The following is an 18,716-nucleotide window of genomic DNA, read 5'->3' as shown; positions in this document are numbered from 1 at the left end:
GGCTTTGTTGCATAGCTACTTGCATTAATATTTTATATAAAAAATTTAAGCAGCTGTTTCAAACTTTGGCATACCAATTTCAGTAAATCTATTAATTAAATAGCACTTAATTAATAGCTCTTTTTCACGATTCATTTCAGACTTATTTTTTAAACTAAATCCAAATGTTTTTTTGAGCCTAAAGAAAAAGCCCTCAATATGTGATCTTAAGCCATATTTCATCACCATTTTCCATTCTTTTACACCATCTTCATAGTTTTTGTAAGATTGTATAACCTTAACATTGTTGTTTCTTTCTGATAAATAATCCACCTTTTCACGGACTGTTGCATTCTTTATGGGTCGGATTATAGGTTTAATATTAAGTTCTTTACAAATCTTATATACATTTCTTCCGTCATAAGATGCATCTGCACGAATAGATGAAATGCCATACTTGCCGTCCATTTCTTCAAGCATACTACATGCTAATATACTGTCACGTAAAGTTGAATTGGTATACTTAATGGCTATTACTTTTTTGCTTTCTATATTTAAAGCAGCATGTAATTTTCTTACTTGATCTGCTCTATTATACTTTCTTGTTTTGACATTATCTTTGTTATGCTGATCACTATTACTATAGATACTGATTACTGTGCTATCCATAGCAATTTCAATATTTTCTACATCATCTCTATTCACTCTATAATCATTGATCTTCATATTGAGCTTACTTAGTCTTCTAGAAGACTGGGAATAGCTAATGACTTCCAAATCCTTTTCTATCTTTTTTAGATATCCTTTTACAAAACCTACTGCCTGCCTTAAACCTATCCTAAACAGTGAACTATTATATGTATTAAAATCACGGCCTTATCACTATAAACATTGTTGCCGCCAGACACTTTTGGACTGTTTTCATACCAATTGTCTATTGCTTCATCAATAAAGTGAAAAACATTTCCTCTTTTTTCAAGAAATTCGTTATATTCTCCTTGGTTACTTACTCTCATTTTTTGTGGCATAAACTATATTTCTTTCAAAATGCTTACTTTACAACAAAATCTGTTAGTAACTCATATTTTAAAAGGCTTTTTCCCTTTCTAAAATATTCTTGCTATGCAACAAAGCCACCCTGGGCTGTTCTCATTATCAGCAACAGTATAACACCTGACTATTCTTCTATTTTCTTTATTAGTGAGAACAGCAACTTTTAGATTTCCATAATTGTCAAAACGAAAATAGACTCTTTCATCTTCAACTAATATACCTGCATCATGTGCAGTAGAAAACATACCAAAAAAGAATGTAGGAAAAAAGCCAGGCTTATTAGCCGAATGCAAAAAAGATGGACAGTTGTTTAAAAAACCTACAAATTGTCTACTAAACTCATCACAACCTCCACTTAATAAAGCCCTAACTAATTCACGATCTTCATTATTACCATGCATAAATACTCCTATTTGTTAACAACTGCAGCAGGCGAAATACTAACATTAGTACCCACTAACGTAGATTGAGGACCTTCAGTGCTAGCAGAGAATAAATTCAAATTTCTCGCTGACTTACACAACTCTTCTATTAAATTGCAGGAGCTAGTTGCATCTATCATCTTAGAATTTCTTGTTTTATCTAAACTATTTGCTATCCTCTTTTTTAATGATTTAAAGCTTTTGTCTGAACAACAATCTTTAGCAAACTTTAAAATACTCAAGACCAAATCAACTTTTTCACCATCACCAGCACTTTGAGTATCCTTGCTGTTCTCCTGATCTACAATCAAATTTGAAATTGCATTTTCCATTGCAACAAAAGCAATCCTATCTTTAAAAGGATCGACAACATTTATTTTATTTTGGTTAAATACACTAGATTCCCAAAGACTGCTAATAGCTGACCTTGCTTCATTCCTGTTATCCAAGTCATAATCTTTAGAAACTACAACAAATGAAAGCGATGAGAGAAGATGTGCATATCCTCTAGGTGAAAGCATTTTCTCTACTTCAGATCTTGAACATCTCTCGCTCAAGTACTGGATAACATACTTAGTTGTGCAAAGAAAACCGTGCTCTACTAAGTAACTCAGAGGACGATAGATCACACCCCTATCTTTCTTATTCGGTAGCCCAAGTAGTGACTTATGATCTACTTTTGCGCTTATGACTTTACCTAGAAGGGAATTTAAGGTAGAAGCAAGTTTATAGCTAGATTGCAATGGAGATAATTTTGCAATAGCAGAAACTAGCAATTTTTCTCTCTCTTCTTTCACTAATTTTTCTTCAGAACACAGACGATTATAGAAGTGTTCCACTCCCTTACTCCACTTGAAATCTACAGCCTTATTAAATCCATCTTCTGCTTCTATATTTTCTCTAAGGTTACCTGATTCTTGATCAATCCAGAAATTGAAAACAGGATCACGTCTTCCCATGGAACTTAACAATTCAACTCTTGCAAGCTTATCACTGCAAGCTAAATTTCTATCTTCCTCACATGCACCTTTATGAGATAAGTCAGATCTAAAAGACTCTAACGCCTTGTCAAATAATTGCTTAATTTCACTCTCTACATACCCAATACATGCTATTTTATATATAGAAATGGATTCAACACACCTGATTTAGCTAATTCTCCTACCAATTTAGCAACATCTAGTGTCGCACCTGACCAACAAGATTCATCACGAAACGCATTACATAAGAGGTCCGATTGCTCAACGGTTAGACCCTCTACTGTTACAGGGTGAGCCTTGACCCATTCCTCAATAGCTGAAGTTCTATCACCTTTAACAACATCCTTCAGCTTACTTATTACTTTGCTAGAAATAATCTCTTTATTTTTTTTAGGATCAGAACTGAGACGAGATCTTTTGCTTGGGCCTGCATTACCCTTCAAATCTTCCGTTCCACGTTTAGTTTTACTTTTTGGCATCTAATTACCTCAAAATCAAATATTCAATGAAGGTATTATACAAGCATTAGAATAATATATAAATCGAAAAATTAGTGTGCACCTAAATTTAAGCAGTAATTATAAACCTGCTGCAAAAGAGGAGATATTAAAGAAAGATGTAGCAAGAGGGAATGAGCTTAAATTATCAAATTAACGTTATTCTACTTTACCTCACTAGCATTTTCCTTACCTTGAGCCTTACTATTACTCACAAATATAAACGTTCGTTACATAGCTCTTAATATGTCTAAAGAGACGAAATTTCCCGAATTATTTATAATGAACCCTTACGATCACATTCTGGGGACGTACATCAAAAAACTTTTATATTATTAGTTTTGTAGTAAAATTATATGAGTACATCGTATCTATTAAATCAGAAGCTTTATGGATTACAGATTGAGAGCTTATTTGTTTGGGGTTATCTGGTTTATACTTAGCTTACTTAGTAGTGTAGCTAATGATACTATATCAAAATATCTAAGTTTACATCTTCAGAGTTTTGAAATAATTTTTTTCCGCTTTCTGTTTACCACTATTACCCTTGTACCTTTTATGTTTTACTATGGAATAGAAACTTTTAAAACAAGTCAAATATCTACTCAAATAACCAGGGGTGGGTTGTTGTTTTGTGGAATGACCTTATGGACTTACGGGTTGACTGTTTTCCCCATAGTAACTGCAACGATTATAAGTTTTTCTATACCATTATTTGTTATACTTCTTGCAATCCCTTTGCTAAACGAAAATATAATTTGGCAAAGATGGATAGTAACTGTTATTGGCTTTGTTGGTATTGCTATTACTACCAAAGCTCATAGTGAAGATTTTAATCCTAAAATTCTTATTTTTATTGTATCTGCATTGATCTTTGCTATATTGGATATACTTAATAAGAAACTTGTAATAAAAGAGTCAGTAATAAGTATGTTATTTTATTCAGCTCTAATGACAACTGTTTTTTCTACTCCACCTTTGTTATTTTATTGGCATATGCCTTCCTTGTTGGAATTAGTATTACTGCTGATTTTGGGAATTAATTCAAATCTAATTTTGCTCTTTATGTTAAAAGCTTTTACTCTTACTGATGCTACTGCACTTGCACCTTATAGGTACATAGAGCTAATAATTTCTGCAATAGTAACATACGTTATATTTAATGAATTACCTGATAAAAGTGCTTTATATGGTACTTTGATATTAATACCATCAACCTTATTTATAGCTTGTTCGGAAGGTAAGGCAATTAAGAAAAATAATGTAACAACAAAAGTTTATAATTGTTAATGGTATTTATTTTAGATGCTAAGCTATATTTTTAAGGTGATAATAAAATGCACATAACTATTATAGGAGTAGGGTATGTAGGATTAGTATCTGGTACAATGTTATCTGAGCAGGGCCATAAAGTTGATTGCATTGACATAAATACTGAGAAGATTGAACTTTTGAAATCAGGGAAAATTCCTCTATATGAACCTGGATTAGCAGATTATTTAGAGAATAATATAAAGTCACAAAGGATAAGATTTTTCGATTCGTATTTTCAAATAAATCCCAATACAGAAGTAGTATTTATAACTGTAGATACTCCATCAGACTCCCTAGGAAATGCAAATTTACAGAATGTATATAATGCAGTAAGTGAAGTTTCTGAGAGAGTTAATCAAGATTGCTTAATAGTGATAAAGTCAACTGTTCCTCCTGGCACCGCAGAAAATATATATAATTATTTATCTAATAAGGGCTATAACTTTGATTTGGGGGTTAATCCAGAGTTTCTCAAGCAAGGCTCTGCAGTATCAGATTTTTTATACCCAGATAGGATAATAATAGGAGTAAAAACTAAGCTAGCTAGAGCAAAACTAGAAGTTATATATAGATCATTTATAGATAAGAATATTCCGTTAATAGTCACTGATACAGTTATTGCTGAAATGATTAAATATGCTTCTAATGCTTTTCTAGCAACAAAGGTTGCTTTTATCAATGAGATGGCAGGTTTATGTGAGCTATTAGGAGCAGACATTGACCTTTTAGCTAACAGTATGGGAATGGACCATAGAATAGGTAAGGAATTTCTCAAAGCTGGTCCAGGATTTGGAGGATCATGTTTTCCTAAAGATTTGTCAGCTTTAATAAGGCTTGCTGAAGATCACAATGTCAAGCTACAAATTTTAAATTCAGTTAAGGAATCTAACTATAATCATATAACAAACATTGCTAAAAAGGTAGAATATGTATTAAATGGAGTCCAAAATAAAAAAATAGCAATATGGGGGCTAACTTTTAAGTCTGGTACTGATGATGTAAGAAATAGCCCAGCTATAGATATTGCACAATTGTTAGTGAATAACAAGGCTAAAATTACTGCATATGACCCAATGGGGATGGATAATGCTAGGCAAGTTCTAAAGGATATAGAATACGCGGACAATGCTATAGGGGCTGCAAGGGACGCGGAAGCCTTGTTATTGTTAACGGAGTGGAAAGAATTTAAAAATCAAGATTTTGCAAGTTTAAAGAGTATTATGGCTGCACCTAATGTTTTTGATTTCCGTAATCTATTAGATAGCGAGCTATTACTAAGATATGGTTACCATGTTTATTCCTTGGGTAAAAAATCTATCTACAAAGTTTAACTGTTGAGAAATTTTTTTTACACCGCTTTACTTAGTTTTTTTAGATCTTTGCTTGATAGTATGGAAAAGCAAACGAGTGCAACAACAGAGCAAATGGAAAAAAATGAAAACATAATACTGTTACCACAGTGCTTAACAAGTACTCCTAAGAGCACGCATGAAAATATTGAACTTGCAATATACCCAAATAATCCTGTTAAGCTTACAATTGCACATACATTGTTTTGTGGAGCAATTTCTACAGCTATAACACCTGTCAGTACTTGCACTCCAAATATAAAGAATCCTGATAAGATTGCACCAAGGTTCATAAGAATTATGTTTTGACCAAAGTTCATTGCAATAAAAGTGAGTGCTATACCCAACATATAAAGTGATGCCAGCAAGCTTCTATTTTGAAAGAAGTACATATCACTAATTCTTCCTGTGATTAAAGTTCCAAGGATTCCACCTAAATCATATACGCCTGTTATTAGTGAGGATTGTACAAGAGAAATTTGTAATTTATTCTTTAAAATTATAGGAAACCAAAAGAAGATTCCCATTTTTATAATATAAGCACAAAAAGTAGCACAACATAGAAACCATATGGAACTTGTTACCTTGATACCTATTTGAGATTTATGCACCTTATAATAGGTAGTAAAGTTGGCACTTTCTTTGTAATATGCTTTTAATATTATATAAATTCCAAAAAGTAAGCATAAGAGACCAGAGTACAAAAATGCACTCTTTGCATCATATATTTTTATTATACTTGGTAATATAATTAAAGTAATACAAGAACCAAGTTGCTGAGATGCGCTCATAACTCCCCATGATGATGCAATTGAAGAGATGCTAGAGTTTGTAACCATAAACTTGGTAATAGCTGGCCAACCTAACCCTTGTGTCCAAGCTAATAATATTAATGTTAACAGTAATAAAGTTAGATTGTTATATGATAAAGTTATACCAATGGTTAATAATCCAGTTGCAATATTGCATAGCCCAAACATAAATAATGGATTGTTTTTGGAGTCCATGATTATTCCATTAACAAATTTTGATACTCCATAAAAAAAAGAAAAGCAGGCAAAAAAATAGCTTAATTTTACATGGTCAGTATCTATTAACAGTGGTAGAGCAATTGGTATACTTTGTCTTGATAAATAAAGCAGCATATATCCACAGAAGAATAGTAAATATTGAAAGAAGACAAAGTTCACACCTATTCCCAAATAGCTCTATGCAGATGCTAGCATAATACTATATTGGTATAATATTGTTTGACAAGAAGTTTGTAAACAATTAGTGCAGAAAATTACTTAGTATCTTTCTTATAGCAGATACAGTAGTATTAATATCTTCATAGCTTATATCTCTATGTGTTATAGCTCTGATTTTACCTTTGATGTTAGCCATTCTAATTCCATAATTTTTCATTAGTACGTTTATTAATTCTTGAGTAGATATACAATTAGTACGTAATGAAAAATACGCTATATTAGTTTTATACAGGTCGATATCAATTATAACTTGATCTATGGAGTCTAGGCCTTCTATAAGGTGCTGCATTTTTTTATGATCTTCTTCTAAAGAATTTACATTATTACGTAGAGCATATAAACATGCAGCTGAAATAATGCCAGCTTGGTGCATACCTCCGCCAATTTGAAACTTATAGTACCAAGCTTTTTCAATAAAATCTTCACTTCCAAGCAATATTGCGCCCATTGGAGCACCTAATCCTTTACTAAAATCAATGAATACCGAATCAAAATAACTTGCATACTCCTTTGGAGATATTTTAGTATGAGCACAAGCGTTGAACAGTCTTGCTCCATCTAAATGAGTGAATACGTCATTCTCTTTGCAGAGACTTGAGATCTCTTGAATATATTCTAAAGGCCACACAGCTCCACCACCAAAATTTGTCGTTTGTTCGATAGAAACAAGCCCAACTCTCGGAATATTTCTTAAACTAGGACGAGTAATAAACTCAACAATTTGTTCTCCAGTAAATATTCCTCTCGTACCTTTGATGGGCAAAGGAGTGGCATGTGCCTGGGCTGCGATCAAGCCAGATTGTACTATGAGCGGATGTGAAGTTTCATCAAGCAGCAAGTAATCACCAGGTCTTTGAATGTGTACTTTATAAGCAATTACATTGGACATTGTTCCTGAAATCAAAAAGATTCCTGCAGGTTTACCTAATATTTTACATGCGGCTGCCACTAATTCGTTTACAGTTGGATCTTCACATGCAGCTTCGTTTCCAACTTTTGCTTTAGCCATCGCTTCCCTCATTTTAGCTGAAGGGTCAGTGTTTGAATCGCTAAAGAAATCTATTTTTATTCTCATATTAAATTTAACACAACCTCCTTTATAATTTCAGCAGCTTTCATGATGTCTGTTTCCTTTGTGCCAAGATGGGTAACTGCTCTTATATGAGACTCGAGCCAAGGAAAAAGCAATAAACCATAAGCTTGGCACTTACTCAAGAAAACCTCATTAGTTACATTTAGTGCTTTTATACTAAAGCTTACTATATTAGTTTCTGGATAAGGTAGTACCAGTTTTATGTGTGGAATTTCTTTAATCTTATCTGCAAGTAATTTAGCGAGCTTATTATCTTCTTTAAGCCTAGAGATATTATTCTGTAGTACGTATTTTGCTGCATTAGCACAATACCCTATCTGATGATAACCACTACCTAGCCAAACCTGTAGCTTTTTAGCCCTTTCAATTATCTCTCTTTTACCCATAAGCATTGAACCAAAAGGAGCGCCAAGTCCTTTAGTAAAAGAAAAGCTCATTGTATCCACATATTTAGCATAATCTGCTAAAGCAATATTTGTTTCGATATGAGCATTAAATATTCTTGCACCGTCTAAATGAAGATTTACATTGTGAGCTTTTAAAAAGTGATATAACTCGACTTGTTTTTCAAAAGGATAAATTTTACCATTAAACCCATTTATACTATTTTCTATAGAAACAAGACTCACCTGAGCAAAAATTTTATACCTCGGCTTAGAATTAATAGCATATTCTACTTCAGCAACATCTAAGATTCCGCTGTTATTTCTAATACAATTAAATACGATATTATTTACTTTTGCATTGCCTGCACTATCGAAAAAATTAATGTGATAATTATAATTAGTTATTAGTTCATCACCAGGACTTGTTTGACTGGCAATGGCTAATCTATTTGCAAGCATACCGCTGGTTACAAATAATGCTTCTTCTACTTTGAATAATTGTTTGCAATATTCTGATAAGTCATTACAGCTTTTGTCTTCACCATAAGCAAAATCTCCAACAGTTGCATTACTTATTGCATGTATAACGTTGGAGCTCTGCAGAGTTGTAGTGTCACTTCTCAGATCAATAATTTTTTCCATCTTATTTCTTGCCATTCAAACAACCAATTTGAGCATTCCAAAGTTCTTTATAAAGACCGTGCTTAGAAACTAGTTCAGCGTGTTTACCATCTTGGACAATTTTTCCTTTGTTAAATACTAGAATTCGGTCCATGTGTAAAAGTGTAGAAATACGGTGTGCTATAGTAATCGTAGTTTTATTTTTCATCAATTTGAATAAACTCATTTGAATTGTTTTTTCTGTTATAGAATCTAACTGACTAGTTGGTTCATCAAGAAATAATATTGGAGCGTTTTTTAAAAATGCCCTTGCTATTATTATTCTTTGTCTTTCTCCTCCAGATAGCTTGATGCCTTTTTCTCCGACTGTAGTTCCATATTGATCTGGTAGAGTCATAATGAAATCGTGAATACCAGCCAGCTTTGCAGCTCTCATTATTTCTTCGATAGTAGATTGAAGTCTACCATATATGATATTTGCTAAAATAGTATCATGAAATAACAATGCGTCTTGAGGTATTACAGATATTTGTTGCCTCAAAGAACTCTGTGTAACTTCTGATACTATTTGATTATCAATCTGTATATTACCTTTTTTAACATCAAATAGCCTTAGGATTAAGTTTATAAAAGTAGATTTACCACCTCCAGAATAACCAACTAGACCTACTTTTTCGCAAGGATTAATGGTAACTGAGAAATCTTGAAATAATGGCTCCTGACCTTCATAAGAAAAAGAAACATTATTAAACGTTATTCTTCCACTTAATAAATTTAATTCTTTAGCATTTTCCTTATCTTGAATTTCTGGTACAGTAATCAAGATTGGCAATGCATCTGAAACTTTGCCGAAATGAGTAGAAAATTGCGTAAGATTCCTAGTTAGATGGTTAAGAAACTCTATGATCGATATATTAATTCCAAGTACAAGAGCAATATCTCCTATTGCGATTTTGTTCAATTGATAATCATAAATTAAAAAGTACAAGTTTACTGCTTGGAGTATATCAAATGAATAGCCATATATAAACCAAAGACAAAAGTATGCCCATTGTAATTTTCTCTCTGCAATAGTTCTTTTCTTGCATATTTGAAAAAATTTGTGTCTCTCATGTGCTTGCTGAGAAAATAGCCTTACTGATATAACATTTAAAATACTATCTGCTATACTAGCTATTACTTGTGAATTTTGTTTAGAGTAATTATCAGCTAGTTCAGTAAGTACACGAAAGCTGAAAATCGATACTAAAATAAAAATGCTTACCCAAGTGAATGTAGCGATTGCAAATTTTATGTTTACTAATGATAAGGTATAAATAGCTAAGACTAATGCTATGCTGTAACCGAAAAAACAATCTATAAGCAATCTTATTAACTCTATCACACTATCCATTAAGCTACTGACCTTATGTACTAAGCTTCCGGATAAATTGTTCTGATAATAGGAATGGTCTTGTTGGAGTAGTCTACAAAAAGATATATCAGCTATCTTTTGACGCATTAAGGTAAACATTCGAATGTCAACAAAATAGCCATAGAATCTAAAAGCAGTAGTGATAAGTAATGCCATACCAAGATAAGCGCTTACAGGTAATAAAAGATTCTCAATTACATTACCTTCCTGATATTTTACAGCTGTATCTAGAATATTTTTTACTAAATACTTTCTAAAAGACAAATCAACAGCTACCACCAGGGCAACTAAAGACATTATAAGTACATTAAGTTTGAATTTAGATACTATATTCAAGATGAACATCAATACACATTTGAAGCTATCAACTCTACTTCTATTCATTTATAATGCTAGCTCCACTAAGTTGACTTTTTTATTGAGAAATACAAGTAGTGAAAACCATAAATTTTTGTATATTTTTCCTGAGATGTCTCCAGCATCATGTAGTGCTGATGCTCGATTCAGAATAAGTAGCTTATATAAATCTCGCTTAGCCTCAGTAGTGTCGATCTCAGAAATATTTGTAGTTGTATCTGTAATAAAGGCTAACCAGCTCTTGATAAGTTCTTCCATGTTTTTTGCTTTTACACTTTCCTGGTAGCCAAACAATGACAGGCATTCTCTCAGTACAGATTCTGTTAACTCACCACAATTGAGTATACCAAAAACTGAAGGCTGAGGTTTTGGCACATAGGGAAGATCTTGATCTTTTATAATCCACCTTGTTACATAAGCAAATCTATCTTTAGCATCTGTATTCTTATCACTACCATGCCATAACCGTGAATCAAAAACTATTGCATCTCCTGCTGAAATAGGTAATGACTTAATTTTGTAATTTTCCCGATTATTTGAGTACTGATCAAAAAAATATGGGTACCAAAAATCAACTAAAGGCTGTATTTCCCATTTATGACTGTTTTCTATAATTTGCAGTGCACCTGAAGTTTCACTTACATTATTCAAAGCTAACCAAACAGAAAAGTGGTAAGGATCATTGAAACTATAGGAGATGTCTTGGTGGAAGGGAACTGCATCTATTAAATCAGCAGTTTTACATATAACATTTGATTTTTTCTGCAGTATCTGACACTGAAGTGACTTTTCAAGGTAATTTTTAATAATTTTATCTAATGCTTGAGAGATAATTCTAGTTACTTGAGATGACGTGCCCCATCTGCCGGTACAGTTTAAGTAGTCAGAAGTTGAAACACTTAGTTCTTGGGATAGCTTTGATATCTTATTTGTTATATCACTTAAAGACTGAGTTATTAGCTCTAAAGGAACCAGATTTTTGATAATAAAAAAACCATTTTTTTGTAATGTTTCCATATGATTAACACCTGACATCAATAACTGATAAGTAATCTGTTAAAGGTATAACAGCAAAAATTTTGAATCCTTTTACTTGTTTGAGTATTTTTTCCCAATCGCTTAATGTTCTTAGTTTACCTCCTGTTTCAACCATTACATTAATATCTACAGAGCCTCCAGCTGGAGAGCGGTAATCTAAAATAGTTTCTATCAATAAAATACGAGATATTCCTTTGACCAATTTTAAATAAGATAATACTTTATCATCATCATAATGCTGTAGAAAGCGGCAAAAGACACCTAATTCATAATTTGTAGCTGATAGTTCTTCCTGAGTTATAAGTTTGACTTTTAAATTTTCTACTAACTGTCTTGGCACTTTATGTTGGTTATATAGGCCTATGGAACCTTTATTGTGTATATCAGAATAAGCAAGAAATAAAGAGTGTACACCAAATAGCAATATATTCTTAGCACCATCTATATTAATCCTAGAATTAAACTCTTTAGTATCAAACCTAGAATATCCTAGCAATGCTTGGTAAAACGCTATTTTCTTATCTTCTGATGCTTCTCTTTCCTTAAAAGATTCAAATGAAGAGATTGACTTCTGTTTTAGTATATCGGCAATCTTTAACCAATTCTTTTCAGCGGCAACTCTCGCCCACATTATTGATGCTTTTGGCAAAAATGGTATTTCCTTAAAACACTTACCTTTTAATGATAGTTGCCACAAGTCGTTGTTCTTATCATAATCAATAAACCCTACTTCCCACAACGCCCTTAACAGCCTTTCTAGATTTGGTACGATAATGTTTAACTTTTTAGATAAAACCGGCATAGTTGCAGGTAAAATATTTAACAAATCAAGTTCAATAGCAACGCTTGTTAGGTACGTTTTCCAAAAGGCTGAAAGTTCTGCAGAAATCCTATGCACTTGAGATTCTTTACCTAAATCAAAAATACTAAACTTTACATTTCCGGTAATATCGATTTGTCCTAACACACCTTCAAAAGTTTCAACTTTTGCCATGCCATTATAGAATGCTTCTACCATTTTAAATCTCTGCTGGTAAACAGGATTACCATTAATATCTATATGAAACCAACCATGTTGATCTTCTGCAATAGAATATCCTTTATGAAAAACATTAAGTTTTTTATACCATTTATTATGTACTAACTTTCCATGATGATTAATATGTGTAGCTTTACCATCCTTATAGACTACAGCGATACCATCCTTAAAATCTCCAACATAATCATATTTCTCCTGATAAATCCTGTTGCCATTTAAATTAATATGAAAACATTTATCATGTCTTCTAACTATACAAGCATCTTCCTGATAATTTCCAACCCATTGATACGACTGTTTATATACTCTACATCCAGATGAATCAATATGGTAACACCCTGTATCATCTTCTACGGCTGCTCTATTGAAGTAGAATCCAAAAGTTTTTAGAAATCTATGATGATAAACTGCTTCTCCTCTTACATTGATATGATAAGCACCTGTCTGATCATAAACCGGTGCAAGACCGGGCTCATGAAATTTACCAGCCTTTATAAACCTATTTTCATACAAAGGATTTCCTAGTAATTCGTGAAAACTCTCACACGGTGAAATTTTAATAGATTTAAGATTATCTTTGATTAATTGATCAAAGGTTTTCTCATGTTGCATGTTTTGCATAATTTATAATTTAAATAATTCTTTTGTAAGCTTAGGTACTCACTACTCTGCCATATTTCCTCGAGTTTAACCTCATTAACATTACCAAAATTTCCTAATGTCTTACGGAGTTCATCTGGAGCACAGCAAGGACTAAACTTTCCTTCATTGTTTATCCATGCTTCTTTACCTAAAAATGGGCATTGACCACCTGGAGCCAAATCCTTAATACCTTCTTGAGAAAGGATTGTGAAATTTTCTAATTTTATCTTTTTACCATTTGGCAATAGCATATTATCTCTAAGTTCGTATAACCTTCTCACCTCCGTGTTCCATCTACTAATTGCTAACTCATCTCTTCTCATAGATAGATCCTTAATTTCCTCAAAATGTGCCCAAAGATGATGTCCTTTAACTCTATCTATGCCGTTTTTTATGGCCATCTTAACTATGTCATAGAGTTCATGTAAATTACTTTCCAAAAATGTTAATTGTAAAGTAACGGTACACCTTTCACCTGTATCGCTAAAGTATTTATCTCTAACTTCAAGGAAAGTTTTTAAGTTTTCTGTCACTACTTCCCATTTTGAACCTTTCATGATTCTTTCATGAGTTTCTTTAGTTGCCCCATTCCAGGAAATCTTAACATCAGATAAAATTGGTACCAATAGTTCAGCCCATTTTCTAGCTCCTTTAATGGGAAAAGAACCATTGGTCGTGAGGTTAAGCTTCAGGCCGAACTCATGGCACAAATTGGTTATTTCATCAAAGCTTTTGTACATTAAAGGCTCACCCATAGTAGAAGGAATGATTTCCCTTAAAGGTGTACCAGCTGCTTCTTTAATTACTTTTCTGATAGTTTCTATTGATAGTATCTTAGGTTTTATTCCTTTAGCTTTCTTCTCTTCTTTAACTTTACTGTATGGTGAAAAACATTCGCACATTATACAAGAAAAATTGCAGTAATCTGGATTAGTATCAAAAGTAATTCTCCAAGGACCGGGTTTAACAGCTACTGATTTGCCTTTCTTTTCAATAGCATTACGGTAAATCTTGTTAAGTTTTTCAGTATGCTCACTTATAGAAGGTATATTTCCATTTTCAGTATAAGGATAGCCTTTTTGGGTAAGTTTATTGTATAACTCCTGATTTGTAGATAGGACTTGCATTTTTTCTGATAAACTACTTGCATCTCTGTGCTTAAACAATAGTCCATCTCTTACATATTCTGCCATGCCACCATAATCGGCTGTTATAACTGGTATTCTAAGTTGCTGTGCTTCATGTATTACTAACGGTGAATTTTCACCCCAAATTGAAGGAACGACTATTCCATCAACTTTATTAAATACGTCAGTAACTATATTCTTATTATCATAACTTCCCATCCACTCTATTCTTTCTTTAACAACAGGTGAAAACTGATTGGCAATCGCTTTTAAGGCTTTAGTTTCTTCTCTTGCTGCTCCCCAAATTCTAAGTTTTACTTTAGATGATAAGTGAGAAAAAGCTTTCAATAATAGATCAATACCTTTTTCGGGAGTATGAGTACCAATATAACCGAAAATAAACTCTTTTTCTTGTGCTCTATTTCTATTCTTAAGACGATTGAGATCAAAACCATAATCAAGATAAGAAATTTTGTTTATCGGAACATTAAAATCCTGAGTAAATTTGTCCATCAAGAATTTCGATGGGGAAATAAAGTAATCTATATAGTCTATTATTTTCCTTGTGTGCTTCATTCTAGTTGCAACCCATTGTTCCCAATAATTTATGTCTAAATTCAGGAATTCTTTATCTCCTGTAAAATATCCTTTGTAACATTGGGTTGCACATTTTTGATCCTTTTGTCCATCACAAAGCCGTAACAAATCTTCAGAATTGCGTTGAATAAACCTTCCTCTTGGACACATTAACCAAAAGTCATGTAGCGTAAAAATTATAGGTATATTTTCTTTAAAAGCAATTTCTGGTAAAGTAATTGATAGATGATTAAGATGACCAAAATGTATAAGATCTGGCTGAAAGTTATCTATTACTCTTTTAAATTGTATATCTACTTCTTCATTGATAAATTTGTAACGATATTTAGCTATGGGTATATTAATTAAATGCAGTAAGATTCGAGAATCACTACGATCTAGGACTGTAGTGTAATAAAAATCAGGTAAAAAGATATTTTCATACCTAGTAAATACTTGTACCTCATTGTTATTTGCTAGTTCATGAGCAAGAGTTTGGCTATAAACCTCTGAACCAGCACTATAATAAGGAGGGTAACCATGAATAACTTTTAATATTTTCATATATTACCATATCTATATTGTTAGGATATTCTTGTGTATTGTTTTGTAGACTTTTTATAAATTTACTTAATCCTACTTCTAATGAATGTTTTGGAGACCAACCAAGTAGCTCTTTAGCTCTAGTAAAATCACCATAGAACTTAGTTACGTCAAAATTTCTTGGAGGATAAAAATCAATTCTAGAATCACTTTTCGTGACTTTTAATATTGTTTTTGCTAAGTTTTCTAAAGTACATGGGCTATTAGTAGTAAGATGAATAGCAGGAAGAGAAGATTTTTCGCTTTGTAAATATTTAACAGTTAAGCATATACCCTCTATAACATCATCCAAATAGGTAAAATCAAAAACACATTCTTTACCTTCTATTTTAATTGGAGCACCTCTTAATGCATTAATACAGAGTGCAGGAATTACTCTACTGTTATGATCTAGTAAACCACCGTATACATTTGAAAAGCGTAATATTGCTACATTAAAATCTTTTGAACTGGTTATTTGTTCCTCAATAAATGCTTTACCTTTGGCATAATTATTTATTGGATCGATACTAGCAGATTCTGTAACTGGCAGTTCCTTCTGCTCTCCATAGACTTCCCTACTACTTGCATATATAAACCATGGTTTATTTGAAAGTGACTTACATAACCCTAAAAACTGCATTGTACCATCAACATTAATTTTTCTACACAGTTCAGGATAAAGTTCACCATGTATAACTCGAGAAATTGCAGCCAGATGAATAATTCCTGTACACTTAGCAAGTAGTGGTACTATATCTTCTGAAAAAAAACTGAGTGGATTGTTGTGAAACCTAATATCACAGCTTATTACTTCATGGCCCTGGTTTTCTAACTTTTTCACCAAAGTTGACCCTATCAAACCTGCAGCACCTGTTATTAATATCCCCATGTATACCCTCTCACTACAACTAGGAAAATTTGTCGTACCAATTATCTTACAAGTAAGAATCAAAAGGTATTATAAAACCAGTATAAAACAAATGTCAACTTAAATTAATGAATAAGAAAATGTAGTTATGAAAGAAAAGTTGGCCGCCTTTTTTTTTGAAAATAGTGTTCGGCTTTAATCAAATCCTCTTTATTATTTACTCCCATTGCTTCTCTTTCATCAGAAACTACATAACCTACACTCAAGTTATTGTTTGCTGCAATGGGTACTATATCATTAAGACAATATTCATTGGTCGAATTATTAAATTTTATTTCTTTTACTAAGGTAAAAAGATCTTTAGCATATGAAACTATTATTCCAGAGTTTGCAAGAAGCATTTTATCTCCATTTTTTAGGATTTTTTGAACATTTCCGTAATTATCAATTACTAATCTTCCATATTGTTCATCTTGACTATTGAATCCAAGAAGAACTAAATTATTATACTTTAAACAATCAGTCATTTTCATAACTGTATCACTAGATATAAAGGGAGTGTCTCCATACTGTATTAAAACTATGTCTTGATCAGATAACTCCTCCAGATTTTCTAGAGCAATTTTAACTGCAGTGCCAGTACCTGTAATATCTTCTTGAATTATTAGTTTTATATTGTATTGATCGATTATACTTTTTAGGGTATCAAACTTTTCTAAATCTTTTAGAAGGGAGTTGTTAACAACAATTGATAAGCTTTTTAGACTCAGCAATTTTGCATTAGAAATTATATGTTCTAAAAGAGTAAGATTTCCCACTTGGTGCAACGCTTTTGAATATTTAGAATTCATTCTACTGCTCTTTCCTGCTGCTAATATTATCAAAATGTTACTCATACATGACTTAGGGATTGATTAGATAGTAAGTTAATTTATAATTAATAAGATGTAAAGCCCACTATAATTTTCTAAATGATCTAGATCTTGGCACCCTCATTAGAGTTTCATTTAAGAGCATCGAACAAGGAAAAATCTTGTTAAACCTGAAAGAAACTATTTTATCCAGTGCTATAACAATTTTTAAATATAATTTATTAAGAAGTATTTTTGCAGTTATAACCGGAACGCTCAATGGTGCTAGAGTGCCCGTTTGGGAGCATGGTTTTGGAGGAACGGTTAAACCACTGATGGAGTCTATTACAACTACCTCGATTAGAAGATTGTATAATCTAACCGTCCCAAGCTTAAATACTTCTTCATTATAAGTTATAGGAGGTCAATTACAATGACAAAAAGTAAATTAGAGGTAATGAATCCTGATGCAGCAGGGATAGATGTTGGTTCGGCTGTACATTATGTATGTATACCCGAGAGAAGAGATGAGCAACGTGTTCAAAAATTTGGCTGCTTCACTGAAGACCTTCATAATTTAGCAAGGTGGTTAAAAAAGTGTAAAGTTACAACCGTAGCGATGGAATCAACTGGTGTATATTGGATTCCTTTGTTTCAAATACTGGAATCTTACGGTTTTGAAGTTAAGTTGGTAAATGCGCGACATGTAAAAAATGTACCTGGGAGAAAGTCAGATGTTCAGGACTGTCAGTGGTTACAACAACTACATAGTTATGGATTACTCCAAGGGTCATTTAGGCCAGATAGCCAGATGTGTGTATTGCGTAGTTACGTGCGACAACGTAAGAACCTCACTGAAAGTGCATCTACACATGTTCTGCGTATGCAGAAGGCATTAATTCAAATGAATATACAACTGCATAGAGTTATAAGAGATATAACAGAAGTAACTGGTATGAAAATTATCAAGGCTATAATTAAAGGCGAAAGAGATTCTGGGAAATTGGCTCAATTCAGGGATGCACGAATAAAAAATGATCAGTCTACTATAGCAAAAGCGTTAGCTGGCGATTATAGAGAGGAACATGTATTCACGCTAAAGCAAGAATTTGAACTATATAATATTTATCAAGAAAAAATAGCAGAATGTGATAGAAATATTGAGGTCTATTACAAAACGTTTGAAACAAAATCTAACGAAAGTAAACAGTTGAGTAAGGAAAAGAATAAGCACAGAAAAAGTAAGCCTGACTTTGCTTTGCACGAGGAACTGCA

Annotated in this window: 16 protein-coding genes and 1 pseudogene; 4 read left to right on the top strand and 13 right to left on the bottom strand. The window is 32.5% G+C overall.

The genetic code is table 11. From position 1 onward, the window contains the following. Positions 1-45: 45 nt before the first annotated feature. The 4 genes and pseudogenes from OZD70_RS01435 to OZD70_RS01415 all read right to left on the bottom strand — a co-directional run bounded on the left by OZD70_RS01435 (position 46) and on the right by OZD70_RS01415 (position 2,913). Positions 46-1,007, bottom strand: a pseudogene (locus OZD70_RS01435) (IS5 family transposase). Positions 1,008-1,085: 78 nt separating this feature from the next. Continuing rightward, a complete protein-coding gene (locus OZD70_RS01425) occupies positions 1,086-1,433 on the bottom strand; it encodes a hypothetical protein (RefSeq protein WP_259346648.1) in 348 nt (115 codons plus the stop codon). Positions 1,434-1,441: 8 nt separating this feature from the next. Beyond that, complete coding sequence (locus tag OZD70_RS01420; protein WP_275020368.1) at positions 1,442-2,413, bottom strand: hypothetical protein; 972 nt, start codon at positions 2,411-2,413, stop codon at positions 1,442-1,444. Positions 2,414-2,565: 152 nt separating this feature from the next. Next, positions 2,566-2,913, bottom strand: coding sequence for a hypothetical protein (locus OZD70_RS01415; protein ID WP_275020366.1), 348 nt, complete (start codon positions 2,911-2,913; stop codon positions 2,566-2,568). 408 nt (positions 2,914-3,321) lie between these two features. On the opposite strand from OZD70_RS01415, the gene OZD70_RS01410 reads away from it, so the two are divergent. Beyond that, positions 3,322-4,221, top strand: a complete 900-nt coding sequence (locus OZD70_RS01410) for a DMT family transporter (protein WP_275020364.1) — start codon at positions 3,322-3,324, stop codon at positions 4,219-4,221. A 47-nt stretch (positions 4,222-4,268) separates the two neighbouring features. Further along, positions 4,269-5,576: a UDP-glucose dehydrogenase family protein gene (locus OZD70_RS01405; RefSeq protein ID WP_275020362.1), complete on the top strand. Its 1,308-nt coding sequence runs from the start codon at positions 4,269-4,271 to the stop codon at positions 5,574-5,576. Positions 5,577-5,593: 17 nt separating this feature from the next. Here OZD70_RS01405 and OZD70_RS01400 read toward each other — a convergent pair whose 3' ends face one another. The 9 genes from OZD70_RS01400 to OZD70_RS01360 form a co-directional block, all read right to left on the bottom strand. Further along, positions 5,594-6,739, bottom strand: coding sequence for an MFS transporter (locus OZD70_RS01400; protein ID WP_338062927.1), 1,146 nt, complete (start codon positions 6,737-6,739; stop codon positions 5,594-5,596). Positions 6,740-6,866: 127 nt separating this feature from the next. Beyond that, entirely contained in the window at positions 6,867-7,919 is a 1,053-nt protein-coding gene (locus tag OZD70_RS01395; protein ID WP_182183387.1) for a threonine aldolase family protein, read from the bottom strand. Beyond that, positions 7,916-8,965 carry a threonine aldolase family protein gene (locus OZD70_RS01390; protein WP_182184075.1) on the bottom strand — a complete coding sequence of 350 codons (1,050 nt, stop codon included), beginning with the start codon at positions 8,963-8,965 and terminating at the stop codon, positions 7,916-7,918. Before OZD70_RS01390 ends, OZD70_RS01395 begins: the two co-directional genes overlap by 4 nt. Position 8,966: 1 nt before the next feature. Continuing rightward, entirely contained in the window at positions 8,967-10,742 is a 1,776-nt protein-coding gene (locus tag OZD70_RS01385) for an ABC transporter ATP-binding protein (RefSeq protein WP_275020359.1), read from the bottom strand. Continuing rightward, positions 10,743-11,732, bottom strand: coding sequence for a phytanoyl-CoA dioxygenase family protein (locus OZD70_RS01380; protein ID WP_275020357.1), 990 nt, complete (start codon positions 11,730-11,732; stop codon positions 10,743-10,745). It lies immediately after the preceding gene. A gap of 4 nt (positions 11,733-11,736) precedes the next feature. Then, positions 11,737-13,413 carry a WG repeat-containing protein gene (locus tag OZD70_RS01375; RefSeq protein ID WP_275020355.1) on the bottom strand — a complete coding sequence of 559 codons (1,677 nt, stop codon included), beginning with the start codon at positions 13,411-13,413 and terminating at the stop codon, positions 11,737-11,739. Beyond that, positions 13,374-15,701, bottom strand: coding sequence for a glycosyltransferase (locus tag OZD70_RS01370; RefSeq protein WP_275020353.1), 2,328 nt, complete (start codon positions 15,699-15,701; stop codon positions 13,374-13,376). The genes OZD70_RS01375 and OZD70_RS01370 overlap by 40 nt, the downstream gene beginning before the upstream one ends. Continuing rightward, complete coding sequence (locus tag OZD70_RS01365; RefSeq protein ID WP_275020351.1) at positions 15,658-16,611, bottom strand: NAD-dependent epimerase/dehydratase family protein; 954 nt, start codon at positions 16,609-16,611, stop codon at positions 15,658-15,660. Before OZD70_RS01365 ends, OZD70_RS01370 begins: the two co-directional genes overlap by 44 nt. A gap of 125 nt (positions 16,612-16,736) precedes the next feature. Then, positions 16,737-17,486 (bottom strand): NTP transferase domain-containing protein, encoded by a 750-nt coding sequence (locus OZD70_RS01360; protein WP_275020349.1) that lies wholly within the window; start codon positions 17,484-17,486, stop codon positions 16,737-16,739. A 137-nt stretch (positions 17,487-17,623) separates the two neighbouring features. On the opposite strand from OZD70_RS01360, the gene OZD70_RS01355 reads away from it, so the two are divergent. Beyond that, complete coding sequence (locus OZD70_RS01355) at positions 17,624-17,854, top strand: hypothetical protein (RefSeq protein WP_275020106.1); 231 nt, start codon at positions 17,624-17,626, stop codon at positions 17,852-17,854. 14 nt (positions 17,855-17,868) lie between these two features. Continuing rightward, positions 17,869-18,716: IS110 family RNA-guided transposase (locus OZD70_RS01350; protein ID WP_275020111.1), on the top strand; the 848-nt coding region annotated here is incomplete at its 3' end.

Origin of the sequence: Wolbachia endosymbiont of Drosophila tsacasi (genome assembly GCF_028982115.1) — a bacterium.
GTDB classification, from domain to species: domain Bacteria; phylum Pseudomonadota; class Alphaproteobacteria; order Rickettsiales; family Anaplasmataceae; genus Wolbachia; species Wolbachia pipientis_B.
The sequence above is the reverse complement of the archived record's forward strand: the minus strand, read 5'-3'. Positions and strand labels throughout refer to the sequence as shown.